Annotated in this window: 16 protein-coding genes and 1 pseudogene; 9 read left to right on the forward strand and 8 right to left on the reverse strand. The window is 68.2% G+C overall.

Annotated elements, in window-relative coordinates; genetic code table 11:
• Positions 1-980: 980 nt before the first annotated feature.
• The 3 genes from ACE4Q9_RS17325 to ACE4Q9_RS17335 all read right to left on the reverse strand — a co-directional run bounded on the left by ACE4Q9_RS17325 (position 981) and on the right by ACE4Q9_RS17335 (position 2,821).
• Complete coding sequence (locus ACE4Q9_RS17325) at positions 981-1,817, reverse strand: protein kinase (RefSeq protein ID WP_397985138.1); 837 nt, start codon at positions 1,815-1,817, stop codon at positions 981-983.
• Positions 1,818-1,887: 70 nt separating this feature from the next.
• A complete protein-coding gene (locus ACE4Q9_RS17330; RefSeq protein WP_397985139.1) occupies positions 1,888-2,331 on the reverse strand; it encodes a glycine-rich domain-containing protein in 444 nt (147 codons plus the stop codon).
• Positions 2,332-2,578: 247 nt separating this feature from the next.
• On the reverse strand, positions 2,579-2,821 hold the full coding sequence (locus ACE4Q9_RS17335) for a hypothetical protein (protein ID WP_085570348.1): 243 nt from the start codon (positions 2,819-2,821) through the stop codon (positions 2,579-2,581).
• Between the two features lie 107 nt (positions 2,822-2,928).
• On the opposite strand from ACE4Q9_RS17335, the gene ACE4Q9_RS17340 reads away from it, so the two are divergent.
• The gene (locus ACE4Q9_RS17340) at positions 2,929-3,672 is read left to right on the forward strand and encodes an XRE family transcriptional regulator (RefSeq protein WP_397985140.1); all 744 of its coding nucleotides are present in this window, start codon (positions 2,929-2,931) and stop codon (positions 3,670-3,672) included.
• Positions 3,673-3,674: 2 nt separating this feature from the next.
• A complete protein-coding gene (locus ACE4Q9_RS17345) occupies positions 3,675-4,145 on the forward strand; it encodes an NUDIX domain-containing protein (protein WP_397985141.1) in 471 nt (156 codons plus the stop codon).
• A gap of 479 nt (positions 4,146-4,624) precedes the next feature.
• Here ACE4Q9_RS17345 and ACE4Q9_RS17350 read toward each other — a convergent pair whose 3' ends face one another.
• Positions 4,625-4,834, reverse strand: coding sequence for a KTSC domain-containing protein (locus ACE4Q9_RS17350; RefSeq protein ID WP_397987246.1), 210 nt, complete (start codon positions 4,832-4,834; stop codon positions 4,625-4,627).
• Complete coding sequence (locus tag ACE4Q9_RS17355) at positions 4,834-6,735, reverse strand: ATP-dependent nuclease (RefSeq protein ID WP_397985142.1); 1,902 nt, start codon at positions 6,733-6,735, stop codon at positions 4,834-4,836. Before ACE4Q9_RS17355 ends, ACE4Q9_RS17350 begins: the two co-directional genes overlap by 1 nt.
• 527 nt (positions 6,736-7,262) lie before the next feature.
• On the opposite strand from ACE4Q9_RS17355, the pseudogene ACE4Q9_RS17360 reads away from it, so the two are divergent.
• Positions 7,263-7,655 (forward strand): annotated as a pseudogene (locus tag ACE4Q9_RS17360) (DUF6234 family protein); the annotation flags it as partial.
• A 425-nt stretch (positions 7,656-8,080) separates the two neighbouring features.
• Here ACE4Q9_RS17360 and ACE4Q9_RS17365 read toward each other — a convergent pair.
• Positions 8,081-10,669 carry an ATP-binding protein gene (locus ACE4Q9_RS17365; protein ID WP_397987247.1) on the reverse strand — a complete coding sequence of 863 codons (2,589 nt, stop codon included), beginning with the start codon at positions 10,667-10,669 and terminating at the stop codon, positions 8,081-8,083.
• Positions 10,670-11,133: 464 nt separating this feature from the next.
• Here ACE4Q9_RS17365 and ACE4Q9_RS17370 point away from each other — a divergent pair, with 464 nt between their 5' ends.
• The gene (locus ACE4Q9_RS17370) at positions 11,134-11,556 is read left to right on the forward strand and encodes a hypothetical protein (RefSeq protein WP_397985143.1); all 423 of its coding nucleotides are present in this window, start codon (positions 11,134-11,136) and stop codon (positions 11,554-11,556) included.
• A gap of 102 nt (positions 11,557-11,658) precedes the next feature.
• On the opposite strand, the gene ACE4Q9_RS17375 is transcribed toward ACE4Q9_RS17370, so the two are convergent.
• A complete protein-coding gene (locus ACE4Q9_RS17375) occupies positions 11,659-12,090 on the reverse strand; it encodes a hypothetical protein (protein WP_397985144.1) in 432 nt (143 codons plus the stop codon).
• A gap of 153 nt (positions 12,091-12,243) precedes the next feature.
• On the opposite strand from ACE4Q9_RS17375, the gene ACE4Q9_RS17380 reads away from it, so the two are divergent.
• From ACE4Q9_RS17380 to ACE4Q9_RS17400, 5 genes are all read left to right on the forward strand, one after another.
• The gene (locus ACE4Q9_RS17380) at positions 12,244-13,116 is read left to right on the forward strand and encodes a DUF2797 domain-containing protein (protein ID WP_397985145.1); all 873 of its coding nucleotides are present in this window, start codon (positions 12,244-12,246) and stop codon (positions 13,114-13,116) included.
• 101 nt (positions 13,117-13,217) lie between these two features.
• A complete protein-coding gene (locus tag ACE4Q9_RS17385; RefSeq protein WP_397985146.1) occupies positions 13,218-13,955 on the forward strand; it encodes a response regulator transcription factor in 738 nt (245 codons plus the stop codon).
• Between the two features lie 56 nt (positions 13,956-14,011).
• Positions 14,012-15,628, forward strand: coding sequence for an ATP-binding protein (locus ACE4Q9_RS17390; RefSeq protein WP_397985147.1), 1,617 nt, complete (start codon positions 14,012-14,014; stop codon positions 15,626-15,628).
• Between the two features lie 14 nt (positions 15,629-15,642).
• Positions 15,643-16,932 (forward strand): glycosyltransferase, encoded by a 1,290-nt coding sequence (locus tag ACE4Q9_RS17395; RefSeq protein WP_397985148.1) that lies wholly within the window; start codon positions 15,643-15,645, stop codon positions 16,930-16,932.
• The gene (locus ACE4Q9_RS17400; RefSeq protein ID WP_397985149.1) at positions 16,929-19,118 is read left to right on the forward strand and encodes an ArnT family glycosyltransferase; all 2,190 of its coding nucleotides are present in this window, start codon (positions 16,929-16,931) and stop codon (positions 19,116-19,118) included. The genes ACE4Q9_RS17395 and ACE4Q9_RS17400 overlap by 4 nt, the downstream gene beginning before the upstream one ends.
• 129 nt (positions 19,119-19,247) lie before the next feature.
• Here the strand turns inward: ACE4Q9_RS17400 and ACE4Q9_RS17405 are convergent, their stop codons facing one another.
• The gene (locus ACE4Q9_RS17405) at positions 19,248-19,718 is read right to left on the reverse strand and encodes a PPOX class F420-dependent oxidoreductase (protein WP_397985150.1); all 471 of its coding nucleotides are present in this window, start codon (positions 19,716-19,718) and stop codon (positions 19,248-19,250) included.
• Positions 19,719-19,825: the final 107 nt, after the last annotated feature.

Below are 19,825 nucleotides of genomic sequence, written 5' to 3' on the forward strand. Positions count from 1 at the left end.
ATCCGCCCGTTGGATGCTCCTGTGGCCCACGTCACTACCTCTTCTCCAGTTCTGCGGCTGGGGCGGATCTCTGGCCCCATCTGCTACAGGTGTCGGAAACCTCGTCGGTGTGACAGCCGCTCGGAAGGAATCAGTTCAGCGCTCACCGCCGACCAGCACGCCGACCATCAACCCCGACCAAGATCACGAAATAGTCACGGAATGGCAGGGGTGCCCCGACCAAGCCCGCAATGGCATCCTGCAAGCTCTCGCCTGTGGATAAAGTTCGGCGATCGTGGGAATAGACCGGCATGAACACGGATCTATCGGTCCAAGTACGGCGTCCCGACCGGCTAACGGGTGAGCAGTCGAGGTCTATACATGCCGCGCGTCCGGTCAGTAGCTCAGCGCAGCGGAGCTGTTCAGAGTTTCTTTACTGGATCAAGGCGGCCCGTGGCCGCCGCCGCTCCCTGTCTCCGCCACCGCTCCGGCGGCCCCCCGCCGCTCAGCGCGCAGCACCGCCAAGGCTGTCGACCAGGGCAGGAGGAAACCCGACCTCCCCGAGCACCAGGACCAGGCCGGCGCCGACCATGCGTGACCCCCCTGCCCAACCGGCCACCGCTCCAAGCCGGATGGGCCGCAGAGCCGCATGCGGTGCCCATGCGTCATGCAGCGCTGACAACGCTCCGGCCGGAATGGGACCGAGGACCGTGACGCATTGAAGAAGCGTGGTCGAGGCCGACGGGTGGTTGCTGGAAACACACGTGACGGGTGCTCGTTCGGCGCACCCGCCGTCGTGGCTGACTTTCGGTGGCTCAGGTCAGAACTCCTCTCCAACTCGACAACCAGGAACCGGGGTTCCAGCAGCACCCGCATACGAGCACGCCAAACGCCCCGGTACCATCGGCACCGGGGTCCTGACCAGGGATTCCGCGACCGGGCCACCCTGAATGCTGTCCAGGCGGAGGGGTGGTCCGGTCTTCTGCTTGTGGGTCTACGGCTCAGCTCAGGGCCTTACCAACCTCGTAGATCGTGGGCCTGTCCTCGGGCGCCGGACTGAGCATGGCGTCGATCAATTCGCCCAGCTCGCCATGCACCTTCACAGGCCGGCGCTTGCCACTCGCGACGGCTTGTCTCTGCTCGGAGCGCGGCGCGTCGTCCGGGTACTCGACGGGCCGCCAGCCCGTGGCGGAAATAAGCAGGGACGCGCCGAGCGCATAGATGTCCGCTTCCTGCGTAGGCTGCGCCTCTCCGATCGCAAGCACGCTGCGCGCGATCTCCGGCGCCTCGTAGTGGACGAGGCAGCCGCGGAACGGGAAGTCGTACCCCTCGGGTACGTGCCCGCCGCGTGCCAAGGCCAGGTCGATGAGGTGCGTGCGATCCGGGCCGATGATGAAGTGTGCGGGTTGCACGTCGCCGTGGGCCCAGCCCTTGCCATGTAGCTCGGCCAGCGCCTCTACGCAGCCGAGGGCCGCGCTGGTATGAGGTTCCGTACGAGAGTCCGGCTCACGACAAGGCTTCCACAACTCGTACAGGTCGAGCCCTTCGTGCCACGGCTGGAAGTTCCAGGTGCCCAACTCCCATTCGCCGTACGCGAAGTCATCAAGGCCGAGTCGGTACAGCACGGCCCCTTCGCGTGCGGGGGCGAGTGCCGTCCAGGGCTGTGCGGGCCAGTCGGCCGTCGCCTCGATCGGGTAACCGACCTTCACGGCGTACTGCCCCCGATGGCTCTCGACCTCCCAGACCATCGAGCCCCGACGATTGACGACCAGGCGCTGAGCCCTGGGCATCAGTGCGTCGAGCACGACGATCGGCAATTCAGGGGGTGTCCCGGACAACGTCTGTTCTCCTTCCGGGCGGCGCGGCCGACCCGACATCGAGGCCGGCCGCGTCGCTGGTGTCGTGTCGCTACGTCTGACCGTACGGACGGCCGCAGTCCGCGTCGCACTGCGCGAGGTTCGTGCCGTCCACGGTCCAGAGATCGTCGAAGACCATGAACCCGGCCACCTTCATCGCGTGTGCGGACGCGGCGACCTTCTTCGGGTCACGGGGCCCTCCGCCCGGCATGGGGTTGTGGTGGAGGAAGCGGCCCGCGTACCGGTCGCAGAGCGCGGCGTACTCCTTCGTGTGCAGGATGAGTGCGTGCAGACCGAGGTCCACGTCGTCGGACGGGACCATGGGGACGGTCGCGGTCGCGGCGGTGACCACGAAGGCCACCGCCTGGTCCGCGATCCGCTCGGCCCGTTCGCGGGACTGCCCGTCGTGGACGATCACGAAGTGGGTGAGGCTGTCGAACAGCTCCTCACCAGCCACCGCGCGACCGGTCTTCTGATCGTTGGCCGTTGCCGTCATGCGAATACTCCTTGAGTGTCGCTGTGTTCTGGCACTTGCGCCCGCATCGGTCGCCGAGGCACGGCCTATGACGACCGGGGGATGGAAGGCCGACCCCGAACGGGGAAGGGGGAGCCAGGGAAGGTGGCACCCCGTTCGGGGCGGCCGGTCTACTGGCTGGTGCCGAGGGCCATGCCGATCACCAGGCCACACGATCCGCTGATCATGATGATGAACAGGGCCCCGGCATACCGACCGATGGCGCGCATCACAGGCCGTCCCGGCTGTTGCCGTTCTTGATGGCCAGGCGGGCGCTCAGTTCTTCCCGCGTGGTCGGGGCCACCACGTTGTCCGGCAGGGCATCCCACTCGACGCCGCCGCCGACGGGCCTTATCTGCACCCGGGCGCCGACCTCGCCCATGACGACGCCGATACGTCCACTGGCAGTGTCCTTCGCCAGTTCACCGATGCCTGGTCTGGTCTGCTGGTTGCTCGCCATGCGGACGAGCATCCTGCCGCTCATCAGGACGTCGGAACCTCCGACAAACCCCACTTCGGGACGTCCCGCGTCGGGTAGAACGTCCCTAGTGCCGTCCCCGACTGTTAGGAGAGATTGGGATGCCGAACGAGAGGTTACGTGCTGCCATGGCGGTCGGCGGATGGACGTACGCCGCCCTTGCGGACAGGGTCGAAGTCGATCCCAAGTCCGTTGAAAGGTGGGTCAACCTGGGGCGTACGCCGCGCCGAGCCACGGCCATGCTGGCAGCGGAAACACTAGGAGAAGACGTGCACGCTCTATGGCCCGCGCTCCGGCAGGCACGTCCTGCCCGCGCTGTCAGTCCGGAACTTGTGGCCCTCTACGGCCAGCGGGCGGACATCCCTGTGTCCACCTTCGTGGACATGCTGACCCAGGCGCGCGAGCGCATCGACGTGCTGGTGTACGCCGCCGTATTCCTGCACGAGGCGTACCCGCGGCTCAACGACTTGTTGCGAGAGCGAGCGGACGACGGGTGTGCGGTCCGTATCGCGATCGGCGACCCGGACAGTACGAATGTCCAACAGCGCGGCGCAGAGGAGAGGTTCGGCCACGGCATCGAGTCCCGTTGCCGACTCGCCCTCATGCACTACCGCCCGCTTGCCCGGGTACCTGGCATCGAGGTGCGCACCCATGCCACCACGCTCTACAACTCGATCTATCGTGCGGATGACCAAGCACTGGTCAATGCTCATGTCTGGGGCGTGAACGCCTACGGCGCTCCCGTGTGGCATCTCCGACGCAGCGGGAAGGGCGGCATGTTCGACACCTACGCCAGCAGCTTCGACGCGGTGTGGGAGACCGCGACGCCGGTACGAGAAGGGTGACCATGGCACGGACCGAGTACTACGAAGACCCAGCGGCACCAGAGCCGAACAGCCTGGTGGTCGCCGCGTCCGCCGTGGTCACCGACGGCGACGGGCGCATACTCCTTCAGCGCCGCAGGGATAACGATCTGTGGGCGCTGCCAGGTGGCGGCATGGAGATGACCGACTCACTCCCAGGAACGGCCGTCCGCGAGGTGAAGGAAGAAACCGGACTGGACGTAGAGATCACCGGGCTCGTGGGCACGTACACCGACCCTCGCCACGTCATCGCCTACTCGGACGGTGAGGTGCGAAGGCAGTTCAACGTCTGCTTCACCGCCCGCGTGGTCGGGGGCCGGCTCGCGATCTCGGACGAGTCCACGGAGCTGCGGTTCGTCCAGCCGGAGGAGATCGATCAACTGCCAATGCACCACACGCAGCGGCTCCGGATCCGTCACTTCCTGGAACACCGCGAACGGCCCTACCTCGGCTGACCCCGTAGACCGCGGTGAACGGCAACTCTGGTGGAGGCGACTCACAACTCACCCTCCAAGTCGTTGGGAGGGCACATTGACAGCTGTTCAACCCGACAGCCACTCTGCTCAACCTGCCCTGATAGGTGTCTAACTTAGGAACTCGTGCTACTTTGAGGCGTCGTCAGTTGAGGTCAGGGGTATGTGGGGCGGGTTCAACTCCCGTAGCGCTGATCTTGGTGCTCGTTTTGGTCGCAGTTGGTCTGAATTACGGAATCCAGTTCCTGAAGAGAAACAAGCCGGAGTCCGATAGTCCATCTTCGAACGAAAGGAGTGCATCATGACACAAATCAGGATGACATTGATCGCGGGCATGCAAGTGGCCGAAGCGATCGCCACGAACGGCGTTGCCGGCGCACTCCTTACCTGAGCTGACGAACAAGAGCCCCGCATGCGCAAGCTGCGGGGCTCTTGCTGTTTTTGTTTCGCTAATCGCCAGATTAGGCAACCTTCGAGAATGAGTACCGGTCCTTGATTGTGTGAGCGAAGTAGCGGCCGTGACTAGAAGCCGACATCAGGCCACTATGGACACTTTCTGGGACGGAAAAATACCTGTAGATCCCAGAGTGAAATTCGATCTCTAGCACCATCTCTGCCGGTTCGTAGCCGACCGATATGATGTTGGAAGAGGTAACTGGAAGTCTCTCCATCACTGCCCCTGTCTCGCCATGGCTTTTGCATTCTGGATGATCTGCTTAATGACGAACGGCGGCTCTCCACCTGCCTCGAATGCTGCTCGTGCGTAGGTGTAGGTGTTCTTCTCGCTGTACCCGATGTCGGACTGAATCAGTTCCTCGACCTTCTCTCCCCACTCGGGCCAATCGGATTTAAGCGTTTCCTCCAGGCAGTCTGCGAATACTGCGTAGCCAATATCTGCGTGAGTGGGGGGCAGATCTGGTATGCTCGATTGTCCGAGATACATGAGAAGGCGGTGATTCTCCGCACGCTCATTCAGTTCTGCGTTGCGGATATCTCGCGGTTTCCTTCCATTCCTTTCCATTCTGACGCCAACCCCGGCATCGGCATCAAATACTGCGAAACATGGAATTCCGAGCAGCGTAAGGATGGCATGGCTTAGGTAGATAGCTGTCTTGTGGCCGGCCTCGGCAACATGAACGCCTTCCACCGCCAACGGGGCTCCATCGCGTGTAGCGGCTCCTTCCAGGACCGCCTTGTCGGTTTCCCCCTCTACTAGTACAACGGCAGAGGCGAAGAGGGCCTCAGGTAGCCTGTTTAGAATTGCCGCCCCAATTTGCTTGCGAACTCGCTCCTCAGGCACGAAACCTGACAACTTCTCGATCACGTCATCAACTCGCACATGGGCAATGGAAATGGCCCTATGGCTGGAACTGTTCCGCACACGGCTGATTCTGCGGATTTCGTGAAAGTGATGTGGGTCAACGAAGATCGGATTATGGGTGGCGTATGCCACTTGGGCCATTTGGTTCGGATCTTCAGCGATCTTACGTAGCACCTGGGAGAAGGCTCGGGCCTGTACGGGATGCTGGTATAGCTCTGGTTCCTCGATGGCCAAGCACACAGCCTTGGATCGCGATCCCTCGCCACCACGATCCGAAAGAAGTTTTAGTGCGGCAATAATCATGGCACGCTGGAATCCGTGCCCTTGACGCTCGACGGTTGTTTCGACAGGACCATCAATAATACTAACCTTGAAGGATGCCCGGACGGGCTTGTAAGGGTTGTCGACTGGCGAGACCGTCACGTTTCTACCTGCCGAGAAAACCTCGACTGCCTTGGTTAGTTCTTTGGAGATTAGATCCAACTGTGGGGCAAAGTTTTTGGTTGAAATGCGCGCCCGTTCCAGATTCAATCGTGCATCGAGATCCGCCAATTCGGCATCAGCGATCTTTCTGTCCACGGCGCGTTCGATGATTCGCCCAAAAATCGCAGATCGGGTGTCAGTCGACTCCTCAAGCGCTCGCAGGTCTGCGCTCACGAGGATGAATTCGAATAGGCTTGCGAGCTTCCCCTTTCCGGCAAAGCCGAAGAAGTTATTTGCCTGGATGTCGGACTCTACGAGCCTATCGGGGTGATTTCTTTCCCAAACGATCATCGCCTCTTCCACCAGTGCTTCACTGCCAGCTGATGGAAGTTCAAGATCGGGCCGTTCCTCGCGTAGCGAATTGTAAGCTTTCCGCTTGGCGGTAGCGTTTGGCTGACTGCGGACCGCTTCGAATGGCGGGAAGGTCATCCCTTTTCCGGTGATCTTGTCTTCGCCGTTATCCCATGTGCGCCAAATTACGAGACTGTCCACCCCGTCGGGGGCGTAGTGGCCTAGCTCTTCCCGATCTTGCGTGGTGAGTGAGTCAAACTCAACTTCTACAAGGATGCGACTGCTACCTGCCTCAACGCACAGATCGTCGAGATCTAGGGACGTTCCCTTTTCTCCGTTGAAGAACCAATCGAGCGCGCGCAAGATAGTTGATTTGCCAACTCCGTTGGGGCCGATGATGGAAGTGACACCATCAAACCGTACTTCGGCCAACTGAAGGCAGCGGAAATTCTCAATCCGCGCTCGGATCATCCTCATGCCAACTAATCATGGAGCCGGTCTCTGGCCACAGACAACCCGTTTCTCTATATCAGTAACTTTGACCGCTTTAGCCTGACTAGTCACAAGAGTCTGTGTTCTAATGTGCTGCCAGCCTGGGGGTGCGGAGGGGGCAGGCGGGTTGGCCCGATGCGGTGGAAGTCCGCATCTGGCTCGTCCTGGTCGCTGCGAGTCCGCCCCTGATGCGCGAGGCCAGGTCGAACCGCCGTTACACCATCGCTCGGAGGTGACGGCAGCATTGACGGCAACGACGGCACACGGGCGCACATGATCGCCAATCTGTGCAAACGGAGCGAGGGGCCGCAGGCAGTCTTCACAGTGCGGTGCCCGATCCTACGGATCAGAAGGTTGCAGGTTCGAATCCTGCCGAGTGCACATCGGACCAGAGGCCCTGTGGAGTGATCCACAGGGCCTCTGGCTTCTGTCTTGACCATGGGAATCGACCGGGCGGAGCTGAGTACTCCTACTCATGCGTCCGCCTCGCCCGCGCGAGCAAGGTGGCGGGTATGGACTTACCCATCGCTCCTCCGGCCTTCGACGCGACCACCGGCCCGCGAGGGCGTGGCCGTGCCGACCGGGGCGCCGACATCGGGGCCGGGTGCGGGCTGGTGTTCCTGGAGCTGATCGCCTTGGCGGTGATCTTCGGTCTCTGGTTCCTGTCCGGGTTCAACCTCGATCCGGGCAAGACCGTCACGACCGACCCGTTGTGGAACTACCTGGCCGCCGCCGGAGGTGTCGGAGTCCTCGCCGTCGTGGCGGCCGCGATCGCCGCGCGGGCCGGAGCCGCCGTGACGGTCGTTACCCAGGCCGTCATGGCCGCTCTGATCTGCGTCATCGTCGTCGGTGGGGCCGCGGCGCAGTCCCACCAGGATCGGTTATGTCATGACACGCCGTCAGTGGCGGGCTGCAAGGGCAACAACCAGACGGCCGCAAGAGCACCGGTCGAGCCCCTGAAGCAGAGGCACCGGAGAGATTCGGCGGGGCGGGACGGCCCGGTGTCAGGGTCCGGAGGGGTGGACGTCGTCCAGGCTGTCGACGAGCGTCACCGGGGGTGGATGCGGGGGCACGGGTACCTGGATGAGGATGGGCACGTAGACCATGTCGCCGTGCCGGTACTCGGCCTTCCACGAACTCCGGTAACAGGTGGTGGCGTTCGGGCTGCGGTGTGTCGCGTAGCACCGAAGGGCCGTCCCGGTGGATTCGGCCTGCGAACCCCGTGCCGGGGAGAACGCCGTACAACAGGAGGCGGCGACCAGGAGACTGATGCCCAGCGAGGTTGCTTTCCGCATCGTCATCAACCCCTTCCGGGTCGCGGAGACACTCGTCAGCGTTTCGGGTCGTGGAGTTTGCGCGCGGCCTCCTGCCGGGAATGGACGCCGAGCTTGGCCAGCACCGCGCCCACGTGGTGCCCGGCGGTCTTGGGCGTGATGTAGAGGCGGGCGGCGATCTCGGCGTCCGTGAGACTCTCGTCCAGCAGCTTGAGCACGTCCATCTCGCGGGTGGTCAGCCCGTACGGATTGGCCAGGGTGGCCCTCCGGGGGCCGCGCCTGACAGGGCGGACACCCCGGTCACGCATCACGGCGCGGGTGCGCGCCACGGCCGGCCGGGCGCCGAGCGCCTCGAAGGCGGCCAGTGCCTGGTGCAGCGCCGGCGCGTCGCCGGACAGACGGACCAGCGCGGCCTCGTACGGGCAGCCGAGGCTGTCCCACTGAGCGGCCGCGCCGTCCCAGTCACCGGCCAGTTCCATTGCGTAGGGCCCTGCCGCGGGCACCCGCGGGGGTGTTCCTCCGGCGCGGCGGATCCAGCAGGCCAGCGGCCCGGACAGCCAGGGATGGCTTCGATCCGCCGAGGCGTCCAGCCCGCGCCGGGCCTCCGCCCGTACCCGTTCGGGATCGCCGCCGAGCCAGGCCGCCTCGACTCGGGCCTCCCACCCGAGGCCCGTGTCCAGCAGGCAGCCCGAGTCGACCAGTCCCGCCGCCTGCTCCAGCAGTGGCCATGCGGGGCCGCTGTCCTGGCGGGCCCGCACCAGGCCCAGCACGGTCAAGGCCATCGCCCGGACGGCGGGTGGTGAACCGGTGTGGGAGAGGACCCCCTGCGCGGCGTCGGCGGCCTGGGCCCACAAGCCCCGGTTCAGCAGCCCCCAGCTGCCCCAGGCCCTCGTGCACAGCAGCTGGGGCAGCAGATCGTGATCGAGGCAGTGGGCCTCCGCCCGGTCCACGGCCGCGGTCGTCCGGCTGGTGTCGCGCCGGAGTGCGGTGAACCAGCACATGACGGACGCCAGGAAGCCGGCGTCCTCCGGAGGAACCTGCGCCATCGCGCTGGACACCGCCTGTTCGCAATCCTCCCAGCCGGACTCTCCGCCCAGCATGTCCGCGGCCGCCGCGTGGAAGCGGGCCTGGACGACGACCCCCGCGTCGCCGAAGCGCTCGCCCAGAGCGATCGCCTTCTCCGCACGGGCGGCGGTCACCCCGGGTCCTTCATGCCTGTGGCAGGACAGCTGACAGAGGTTCAGGTACGCCCAGGCCAGTTCCCGGCTCGGCCCCAGCCCTTCGAGGACCCGTACCGCCTCCAGGCCGGTCCGCCCGGCCTCGACGGTCCGCCCGAACGGCCACAGCCAGTACGACAGCCGGCGCAGGTCGTCGCCCTCGCGCAGCCGGTCGCCCAGAGCGCGGCGCAGCTCCACCGCCGTACGGCGGGAGGCGATCCCTTCGTCCAGCCGACTGGACGCGAGACATGCCAGCGAATGGCCTTCCAGCAGGGCGGCCCTTCGACCGATCGGCAGAAGGCCGGCGTACCGCAGGGCGCGGGCGTACTGAACGGCTGCCTCCCGGTGCGCGCCCGACGCGAGCGCGTGGTCGGCCGCGGCGGGTGCGTACTCCAGTACGGCGGCCGCGTCGCCGGCGCCGTCGGCGTGCTCGGCCAGCAGCGTCAGATCGTCCGCGGTGAGCGGGCGCGACCGCCCCGCCGTCAGCGCTTGCCGGTGTATCCGCAGACGGTGGGCGGCGGGGACGCAATCCAGCACCGCCAGCCGGGTCAACTCATGGCGGAACTCGGCCAGCTGTCCGTCGGTCCGCACGATTCCGCTGGCCACGGCCTCGTCGAGGGCCTCCTCCGAGGCGGGCAGCAGATCGGCCAGGAGGGGCAGCGGGACGCGGCGTCCCAGGACGGCCAGTGTGTCGACGACCCTTCGTGCGGTGGTCGACAGGCCGGCGAGGCGGCCGGCGACCGCCTCGCGCACGGTGGCGGGGACGGACTCCGTGGGGGCGGCCAGGACCTCGGTGACGATGAACGGATTGCCTGCGGAGACCTGGTACAGCTCGTCGGCGTCGACGGTGTGTCCACGGGCCAGCCGGGCCACGGCCCGGCGGCTCAGCGGGGTCAGGTCATGGCGGTACACCCACGGGTAGCCGGCCAGGGTCCCCAGGAGAGAGGTCACCTTGTGGGTGCGGCCGACCTCGTCGTCGCGGTAGGTGGTCACCACCAGCGTCGGAAGGCCCGGCAGCCGCCTGGCCAGGTATCGCAGCAGGTCCATCGTGGCCTCGTCGGCCCAGTGGACGTCCTCCACGACCAGCAGACTGGGGTAGCAGCTCAGTTCGGCGAGCAAGCAGTCGAACAGCTCGTCGGGACGGCAGGTACCGGCCAGCACGCCGGTCAGGGCCGCGCGCACCGCATGTCCCAGCCGCGGGGCGAGATCCAGCAGAGGACCCAGAGATCGGGGCGCGGCCAATGGATCACAGGCTCCGGCCAGTATCCGGATTCCGGGTTCGGCGAGTTGGGCGAGGCGGTTGACGACACTGGTCTTGCCGATTCCCGCCTCGCCGCGCACCAGGGCCAGTCGGCCAGGACCGACCACAGTCTCCCGCAGGTGACCGGTGAGGTCCTGGATCACGGCCTCTCGCTCCAGCAGGTCCATCACCAGCCAGTTTCCCTCTGCCGTCGGAGCCGTGCAAAAGATCCAGACCGATCAAGGCCAGCGCGGAAGGTGGGCAGGCGCGGGGAGTGAGGACTGGGACATGGGGTGCGCCGAGGTGGAACTTGGGGTGCCCACCCGATGTGCGTCCGACCGCGGCGGAGTCATGCTGGCGAGAGCGCTGCGCGCCTGGGTTCCCGGTTTCCCGGTCTGTGCCGCTCACCGGATAGCGGAGCCGGCCCAGGGCGAATCGCCGCGACGCGATCGATTCGCCGAAGTCGAACGGACCGTCCCCTCGGATCGAATCGGGCTTCGACCCGCCTGATCCGTCTCAACGAAAAGGGATCACCATGCTCAAGAAGATCGCAAAGCGTACGGCAGTGCTGACCGCTTCGGCGGCCCTGGCCGCAGGGGGTGCTCTGGTCCCCTCCTCTGCCTTCGCGGCTCCGACGCCGACAGTCGCTCACGTGACGACGCCGAACGACAACGGAGGCGGGAACAACAACAACAATAACAACAACAACGGACGAGGCGGGCGTCACAACAACAACAATAACAACAACAACGGCCGAGGTGGGCGTCACAACAACAACAACAATAACAACAACAACGGCAGGGGCGCGAACAACAACAACAATAACAACAACAACGGCAGGGGCGCGAACAACAACAACAATAACAACAACAACGGCGGGGGCGCGAACAACAACAACAATAACAACAACAACGGCGGGGGTGCGAACAACAACAACAATAACAACAACAACGGCGGGGGTGCGAACAACAACAACAATAACAACAACAACGGCGGGGGTGCGAACAACAACAACAACAATAACAACAACAACGGCGGGGGCGCGAACAACAACAATAACAACAACAACGGCTGAACTTCACAGCCCGGCGACCGGTGAAGTCTCACCCGGTCGCCGGGTTGTTCTGTGCCGCCCTCGACGGCGAGGGCTCTCTCGTTTTCTGCTGGAGGCGCTGCCTCAGTTCTGGTGGCAGTTGATGTTCTGGTTCCCGGTGAACGTGTTGCCCGATCCTTCCTGCCCCTTCGGGTAACACACCTGGAAGTTGATGAGTGACTTGCCCAGCAGTGAGAGGATTCCCGTGTCGCTGGCCTGAGCCTGGCTGTCGCCGTTGTTGTTATTGTTGTTGTTATTCGTGCCGCCTCCGTTGTTATTGTTGTTGTTGTTCGGGCCACCCGTGTTGTTATTGTTGTTGTTATTGGTGGTCTGCGTCCCGGTGGTGCTGCCACCCAGTCCCGCGGTCCCCATAGAGAAGGGCATCCGCAGCAGCGGAATGTCGCCCAGAAGGGACAGCAGGCCCCCGCCGCTCTGAGCCTGGGCGCCACCGGCGCTGAAGATAATTGCCGCCGTGGCGGCGACGCTGACCGCGGCAAATCGCTTGGCGAGCTTCAATCGACCGACCTTCCGTCGTCTCTGGAGCCGAATCCCGTGCTTTGCCGGCAAGGATGGCCAACGGAAGGCGCCGAACGATTACTAGGCGCGCTGCGGGGCCCTTCTTTTCCCCCGTACAGCCCCTGTCACACCCACCCCCTACCCTCACGAGTGATGGCACAGATGTGGAGATGCTCCGGGCTTCGCTGGACCGGCGACGGGCTCGTGCTCGCCTGGGAGGGCGGCCGGGACAGCGCGCTGGGGTGGGGGAAGCGAATCGAGTTCGCCGTGCCGGACGGGAGCGGGCGCGTCTGCGTGGGGGCGCGGGGGCACGCGTGCCCGGTGCGGGCGGCCGTGCCGGGACGCGGCACCGGCGCCCGGTGCGAGCAGTGCGCGCGGCTCGACCGGGCGCACTCCGTGGCCGCCGACGCGATCGCCGACGACCCCCGGCCGTACCGGGTGTATCTCGCCTGGTTCGGCCCCGGCCTGCTCAAGGTCGGTATCACGGCCGTCGAGCGGGGGCCGGCGCGGCTGCTGGAGCAGGGCGCGGTCTGTTTCAGCTGGCTCGGAACCGGGCCCCTGATGGCCGCCCGGCGTACCGAGGAGATGCTGCGCGCCGCGCTGGGCGTGCCGGACCGGATCGCGTACGCCGAGAAGCGGGCGGTGCGGGCGCGGCTGCCGGGGACGGCGCCGGAGCGGGCGGCCGAGGTGCGCGCGCTGCACCGGCGGGCCGTCGCGCTCGCCCAGTGGCCGGAGTCCCTGCGGGCCGAGCCCTGCGAAGTGGTCGACCAGGTGCGGGCCTTCGGGATCGACGGTGTACCCGCCGCCTTCGGCGAGGTCACCGAGCTGGTCCCCGGTGGCGCCATCGGCGGGGAACTGGTCGCCGCCGCCGGGCCCGATCTTCATCTGGCGGTGCACGGCCGGGGGGTCGTCGTGCTCGACACCCGGCTGATGCGGGGCTGGGGGCTCGTGCCCTCACCGCGGGTCGGCGATGAACTCACCCTGCCCGTACGCGAGTTCCCGCGCCCGCAGGACGGGCTGTTCTGAGGGACCACCCAGGCGTTGCCTGAGTGGTGGCTGTGTGTTTCTCAGGAAAAACCAAGACTGGTGCAACACTCCTCTCAGAGGGCCTCGACAGTGTGGCCGCCATGACCACGACCTCGCCCCAGGGGCGCACCGAACTGCTGAGGCCGGACGGGAGCCCCGTCCGCGTGCTGGTGGTCGACGACGAGACGTCGATCACCGAACTGCTGAGCATGGCCCTTCGCTACGAGGGCTGGCAGATCAGAAGCGCGACGGACGGTCAGGGAGCCCTTCAGACGGCCCGCGAGTTCCGGCCCGACGCCGTCGTCCTCGACATGATGCTGCCGGACATGGACGGGCTGGCCGTCCTCGGCCGGCTGCGCCGTGAACTGCCGGACGTGCCCGTGCTGTTCCTGACCGCCAAGGACGCGGTGGAGGACCGGATCGCGGGGCTCACCGCCGGCGGCGACGACTATGTGACCAAGCCGTTCAGCCTGGAGGAGGTCGTCGCCCGGCTGCGCGGGCTGATCCGCAGGTCCGGCGCGGCCGACCGGCGCTCCGAGTCCGTGCTCGTGGTCGGCGACCTCACCCTGGACGAGGACAGCCACGAGGTGACGCGGGGCGGTGACAACATCCACCTCACCGCCACCGAGTTCGAGCTGCTGCGCTTCCTGATGCGCAACCCGCGGCGCGTGCTCAGCAAGGCGCAGATCCTGGACCGCGTCTGGTCGTACGACTTCGGCGGCCAGGCCAATGTGGTCGAGCTGTACATCTCGTACCTGCGCCGGAAGATCGACGCCGGCCGCGAGCCCATGATCCACACCCGGCGTGGCGCCGGTTACCTGATCAAGCCCGCCGTGTGATGAGCGGACCTGGCCGGCCCCGGCCCGCCCCCCGGCCGAGTCCGGTACGACGGTCCATGGGGCGGCCGTCCCGCACCCCCCGCACCCTCTGCTCCCCCCGGTCCCCCCGCACCCTGCGCACCCGCCTCGTCGTCGCCTCCGTCGTCCTGATCGCCGTCGTCTGCGCGGTGATCGGCACCGTGACCACGCTGGCCCTGCGCTCCCATCTGTACACCCAGCTGGACGGCCGGCTGGACGAGGTCGGCAAGCGGGCCTCCGGTGCCTTCGCCCCGCCGGGGCAGGGCAAGGGGCCCGGCGGACCCGGCGGCGGACGGGCGCCCACCGGCATCAAGCTGGACCAGTTCGTCGCCCTGGGCCCGCAGCCGCCGTACACGGTCGTCGCCGTGGCGGCAGGCGGCACCGCTACCGAGGGCAAGGTGGGCCGCAAGTCGACGTCGGCGCCGTACACCAGCGCCCACGATCTCGACGCCGCCCAGCTCGCGACCCTCGGCACCGTGCCCCGGGACCGCCACGCGCACACCCTCGACCTGCCCGGCCTCGGCAGCTACCGCGCCGAGTACGCCACCGGGCCCAACGGCTCCTTCTACGTGGCCATTCCGACCGACGACACCGACGGCATCATCAACACCCTGATCCTGGTGGAGGTCTGTGTCACCGCCGCCGGGCTGCTCGCCGCCTGCCTCGCCGGGACCGTCATCGTGGGTGTGGCCACCCGCCCGCTGCGCAGGGTCGCCGCCACCGCCACCCGCGTCTCCGAACTGCCGCTGCACAGCGGCGAGGTGAACCTCAGCGAGCGCGTCCCGGACGCCGAGTGCGATCCGCACACCGAGGTCGGACAGGTCGGCGCCGCGCTGAACCGGATGCTCGACCATGTGCACGGCGCGCTTCAGGCCCGGCAGCAGAGCGAGACGCGGGTACGGCAGTTCGTCGCCGACGCCAGCCATGAACTGCGCACCCCCCTCTCCTCCATCCGCGGCTACGCCGAACTGACCCGGCGCGGTCACGAGCAGGTCGGCCCCGACACCCGGCACGCCCTCGGCCGGATCGAGTCCGAGGCCGGGCGGATGACCCTGCTGGTGGAGGACCTGCTGCTGCTCGCCCGCCTGGACACGGGCCGACCGCTGGAGTTCGGGCGGACCGATCTGGTCCCGCTCGTCGTGGACACCGTCAGCGACGCCCGGGCGGCCGGCCGGGACCACACCTGGCGGCTCGCGCTGCCCGACGAGCCCGCGCCGGTCCGCGCGGACTCCGCCCGGCTCCAGCAGGTCCTGATCAACCTGCTGGCCAACGCCCAGCGCCACACCCCGCCCGGTACGACCGTCACCGCGCGGGTGCGTCGGCAGGGTCCGTGGGTGTGCGTGGACGTCGAGGACGACGGGCCGGGAATTCCGGCCGCTCTGCTGCCGCACGTCTTCGAGCGGTTCGCCCGCGGGGACTCGGCCCGGTCGCGGGCCACCGGCTCCACCGGGCTCGGGCTGGCCATCGTGCAGGCCGTGGCGGCGGCGCACGACGGCGCGGTGAGCGTGGAGAGCGCGCCCGGCCGGACCGTGTTCACCCTGCGCCTGCCCGCGCTCGGCACCCGGACCGCCGACTCCAACCCCCTTGCACACGAGGAAGGTTCGCACTCACAGCCGTACCACAGCGCCACCACACCGGTGCGACAGGACGTCTGACGAGAGTCGGTTCCATGCGAACCGACTCTTCTCCCGACTCGCCCCCCGGCGCCCTGCCGGCCCGGGAGCACCTGCCGGCCTCGGCCGCCGGTACGGCCGTCCTGGACGTGGTGATCCCCGTCTACAACGAGGAGCAGGACCTCCAGCCCTGCGTCCGCCGGCTGCACGAGCATCTGACGCGCACCTTCCCCTACGCCTTCCGCATCACGATCGCGGACAACGCCTCCACCGACACCACCCCGCTGGTCGCGGCGCGGCTGGCGGCCGAGCTGTCCGGCGTGGGCGTCGTACGCCTGGAGCGGAAGGGCCGGGGGCGCGCGCTGCGCACCGTGTGGTCCGCGTCCCGCGCGCCGGTCCTCGCCTATATGGACGTCGATCTGTCCACCGACCTCAACGCCCTGCTGCCGCTGGTCGCGCCCCTGATCTCCGGCCACTCGGACCTCGCGATCGGCTCCCGGCTCGCCCGCTCCTCCCGCGTGGTGCGCGGGCCCAAGCGCGAGCTGATCAGCCGGGCGTACAACCTGATCCTGCGCGGCTCGCTCAAGGCCCGCTTCTCGGACGCGCAGTGCGGCTTCAAGGCCATCAGGGGCGATGTGGCGCGGGTGCTGCTGCCGCTGGTGGAGGACACCGGATGGTTCTTCGACACCGAGATGCTGGTGCTCGCCGAGCGGGCCGGGCTGCGGATCCACGAGGTGCCGGTCGACTGGGTGGACGACCCTGACTCCACCGTGCACATCGTGCGCACCGCGACCGAGGACCTCAAGGGCGTGTGGCGGATCGGCCGGGCGCTCGCCACCGGTTCGCTGCCGCTGGACCTGCTCGCCCGGCCCTTCGGCGACGACCCGCGCGACCGCGAGCTGACCGGCGTGCCGAAGGGGCTGGTCCGCCAGCTGGCCGGATTCTGCCTGGTCGGCGTCCTGTCGACCCTCTTCTACCTGCTGCTCTACAGCGGCTTCCGGCAGCTGTGCGGGCCGCAGCCCGCCAACGGTCTCGCGCTGCTGGTCTCGGCCGTCGCCAACACGGCCGCCAACCGCAGGCTCACCTTCGGGGTGCGCGGCCGGGGCGGCGCGGTCCGCCATCAGGCGCAGGGCCTGCTGGTCTTCGCCATCGGACTCGCCCTGACCAGCGGTTCCCTGGCCGCCCTCGACGCGGCCGGCGGCCACCCCGCGCACTCCACCGAACTGGCGGTCCTCGTCACCGCCAACCTCGCCGCGACCGTACTGCGGTTCCTGCTGTTCCGCGCCTGGGTCTTCCCGGACCAGCGGCAGCCGCTCGCCACCCACACCCCCGAGGGGTCCCGATGAGCACCTCCTGCGACCGCCCGCTCGACGCGTCCGAGGGGCGGGGCGGCACGGCCGCGGCGGCTCCGCCCCCGGCCGCCGCAGACGGGGACGCGCCCCGGCGCTCCCTCCCGCACCGCCTCTGGCGCGGCCGCCCCGAGGACCCCGGCTGGGCGCGCCCCGCCCTCCTCGGATTGCTCGCCGCCACCCTGCTGCTCTACCTGTACGACCTGAGCGCCTCCGGCTACGCCAACTCCTTCTACGCGGCTGCCGTCCAGGCGGGCAGTACGTCCTGGAAGGCGCTGTTCTTCGGGTCGCTGGACGCGGGCAACGCCATCACCGTCGACAAGCCCCCGGCCTCGCTGTGGCCGATGGAGCTGTCGGTGCGGATCTTCGGCCTGAACTCCTGGGCGATCCTCGTGCCCGAGGTGCTGATGGGCGTGGCGACGGTGGCCGTCGTGTACGCCGCGGTGCGCCGCCGGAGCGGTCCGGCGGCCGGGCTGATCGCGGGCGCGGTGCTCGCGCTCACCCCGGTCGCGGCGCTGATGTTCCGGTTCGACAACCCGGACGCCATGCTGGCCCTGCTGATGTCGGCGGCCTGCTACTTCCTCGTCCGCGCGCTGGAGGACGGCCGGACCAGGTGGCTGGTGTGGGCCGGGGTCGCGATCGGTCTCGCGTTCCTCGCCAAGACCCTCCAGGCGTTCCTGATCCTGCCGCCGCTCGCCGTGGTGTACGCGGTCTGCGCGCCGGTGCCGCTGAGGAAGCGCCTCGGCCAGCTGGCCGCCGCCACCCTCGCGCTGGTGGTGTCCGGGGGCTGGTGGGTCGCGATCGTCGAGCTGTGGCCGGCCTCGTCCCGCCCGTACATCGGCGGCTCGCAGCACAACAGCTTCCTGGAACTGACCTTCGGCTACAACGGGTTCGGGCGGCTGAACGGCGAGGAGACCGGCAGCGTCGGCGGGGGCTCCGGCCCCGGTGGCGGTACCGGCGGCGGGATGTGGGGAGCGACCGGCTGGGACCGGATGTTCGGCTCCGAGGTGGGCGGCCAGATCTCCTGGCTGCTGCCCGCCGCGCTGATCCTGCTGGTCGCGTCCCTGGTGGCGACCCGGCGGTACCGGCGTACATCGGTCACCCGCGGCGCGCTCCTGGTCTGGGGCGGCTCCCTGCTGACCACCACGGCGGTGTTCAGCTACATGGCGGGCATCTTCCACCAGTACTACACCGTGGCCCTCGCCCCCTGTCTGGCCGCCGTCGTCGGCATGGGCGCCGGGCTGCTGTGGGAGCGGCGCCGCGCGGTGTGGGCGGCGCTCGCGCTCGCCGCGTCCGTGGTGGCGGCCGGTGCCTGGGGCTATGTGCTGCTCGACCGCACCCCGGCCTATCTGCCCTGGCTGAAATGGCTGGTTCTGATCGGTGGTCTGGTGGCGGCCCTCGGCCTGATCTTCGCCGGGCGCCTCACCCGGCCCCTCGCCCTGGGCACGGCGGCCCTGGCGCTCATCGCCGCGCTGGCCGGCCCGACCGCCTACACCCTGAGCACGGTGGACTCCGGGCACGAGGGCTCCATCCCGACGGCGGGCCCGGCGGGCGCGAGCATGATGGGGTTCGGCGGCGGGCGGGGTCCCGGCGCCCGGCCCGGCGGCGCTCCGGGCGGCTTCGGCGGCGGACACATGCCGGGACAGCAGGGGCAGCAGGGGATGCCGGGCGGCGGCCAGGGCATGCCGGGCGGCCGGACCGGCAACGGATTCCCCGGCGTCGGCGGCGGTACGCGGGGTGGTGCCCCGAACGGCGAACGCGGTGCCGGCGCCGGCGGCTTCGGCGGTCTGCTGAACGGCGCGGACGTCGGCTCGGCCGCCAAGGCGCTGCTGGAGAAGGACGCCTCCCGGTACACCTGGGTCGCCGCGTCCATCGGCTCGCAGAACGCGGCCAGCTACCAACTCGCCACCGGCGACCCGGTCATGGCGATCGGTGGCTTCAACGGCACCGACCCGTCACCGACACTCGCGCAGTTCGAGAAGTACGTGGCCGAGGGCAAGATCCACTACTTCATCGCCGGCGGCGGCATGGGCGGCGGCACCGGCCCGGGTGGAGAGGACACCGGGCGCGGCGGCACCAGCGGCACCGGCTCGCAGATCAGCTCCTGGGTCCAGAGCACCTACACGAAGGTGACCGTGGGCTCGGCCACCTTCTACGACCTCACCCGGCGCACGGGGAACTGAGCGGGGACGGCGAAGCGGAACGACGTCCCTGTACCGGTACGGCGGCACCAGGGACGACCTGCTCGAACCCGCTCCGGACGGGGCCTGCGGCGAACCGCGCCCGCCCGGAGGGGAGGACGCGGCCGGCGCTCACTCCCCGCCGACCAGCCGTGCCGGGAAGCCTCCCGTCGCCACCGGGCCCCACCGCTCGGGCGTCACCCGGATGATCGATTTGCCCTGCTTGCGCATGGCCGCCCGGTACTCGTCCCAGTCCGGGTGCTCACCGGCGATGTTGCGGTAGTACTCGACCAGCGGCTCCACCGAGTCGGGGCTGTCGACGACCTCGGCGGTGCCGTCGACCTGTACCCAGGGGCCGTTCCAGTCGTCGCTGAGCACGAGCAGGCCCACCCGCGGATCCCGCCTGGCGTTGCGCGTCTTGGCCCGCTCCGGGTACGTCGAGACCACGATGCGGCCCGAGTCGTCCACCCCGCAGGTCAGCGGCGAGGCCTGCGGGGAGCCGTCGGCGCGGCGGGTGATCAGCAGCGCGCGGTGGCGGGGTCGTACGAAGTCCAGCAGCTCGTCCAGGCTGACGCGGGTGTTCGTCGCGATGTTCGGTGCCATACCGGCAGCCTAGGGCGCGGCACCCCGCCCCTGCCTGACCCTGCTGGGGACAGGCACCGCGCGTCGGGGGCCGGGGCTTCGTCCAGACGCCGGTCCAAGGTCACTTC

The organism is Streptomyces sp. AM6-12 (assembly GCF_044327085.1).
GTDB lineage: Bacteria > Actinomycetota > Actinomycetes > Streptomycetales > Streptomycetaceae > Streptomyces.

Coding starts and splice junctions, on each gene's coding strand:
- ACE4Q9_RS17345 (WP_397985141.1), top strand. CDS start 3,675: ATGGCACGGACCGAGTACTACGAAGACCCAGCGGCACCAGAGCCGAAC.
- ACE4Q9_RS17405 (WP_397985150.1), bottom strand. CDS start 19,718: ATGGCACCGAACATCGCGACGAACACCCGCGTCAGCCTGGACGAGCTG.
- ACE4Q9_RS17390 (WP_397985147.1), top strand. CDS start 14,012: ATGGGGCGGCCGTCCCGCACCCCCCGCACCCTCTGCTCCCCCCGGTCC.
- ACE4Q9_RS17400 (WP_397985149.1), top strand. CDS start 16,929: ATGAGCACCTCCTGCGACCGCCCGCTCGACGCGTCCGAGGGGCGGGGC.
- ACE4Q9_RS17380 (WP_397985145.1), top strand. CDS start 12,244: ATGGCACAGATGTGGAGATGCTCCGGGCTTCGCTGGACCGGCGACGGG.
- ACE4Q9_RS17330 (WP_397985139.1), bottom strand. CDS start 2,331: ATGACGGCAACGGCCAACGATCAGAAGACCGGTCGCGCGGTGGCTGGT.
- ACE4Q9_RS17395 (WP_397985148.1), top strand. CDS start 15,643: ATGCGAACCGACTCTTCTCCCGACTCGCCCCCCGGCGCCCTGCCGGCC.
- ACE4Q9_RS17335 (WP_085570348.1), bottom strand. CDS start 2,821: ATGCTCGTCCGCATGGCGAGCAACCAGCAGACCAGACCAGGCATCGGT.
- ACE4Q9_RS17340 (WP_397985140.1), top strand. CDS start 2,929: ATGCCGAACGAGAGGTTACGTGCTGCCATGGCGGTCGGCGGATGGACG.
- ACE4Q9_RS17365 (WP_397987247.1), bottom strand. CDS start 10,669: ATGGACCTGCTGGAGCGAGAGGCCGTGATCCAGGACCTCACCGGTCAC.
- ACE4Q9_RS17385 (WP_397985146.1), top strand. CDS start 13,218: ATGACCACGACCTCGCCCCAGGGGCGCACCGAACTGCTGAGGCCGGAC.
- ACE4Q9_RS17355 (WP_397985142.1), bottom strand. CDS start 6,735: ATGAGGATGATCCGAGCGCGGATTGAGAATTTCCGCTGCCTTCAGTTG.
- ACE4Q9_RS17350 (WP_397987246.1), bottom strand. CDS start 4,834: ATGGAGAGACTTCCAGTTACCTCTTCCAACATCATATCGGTCGGCTAC.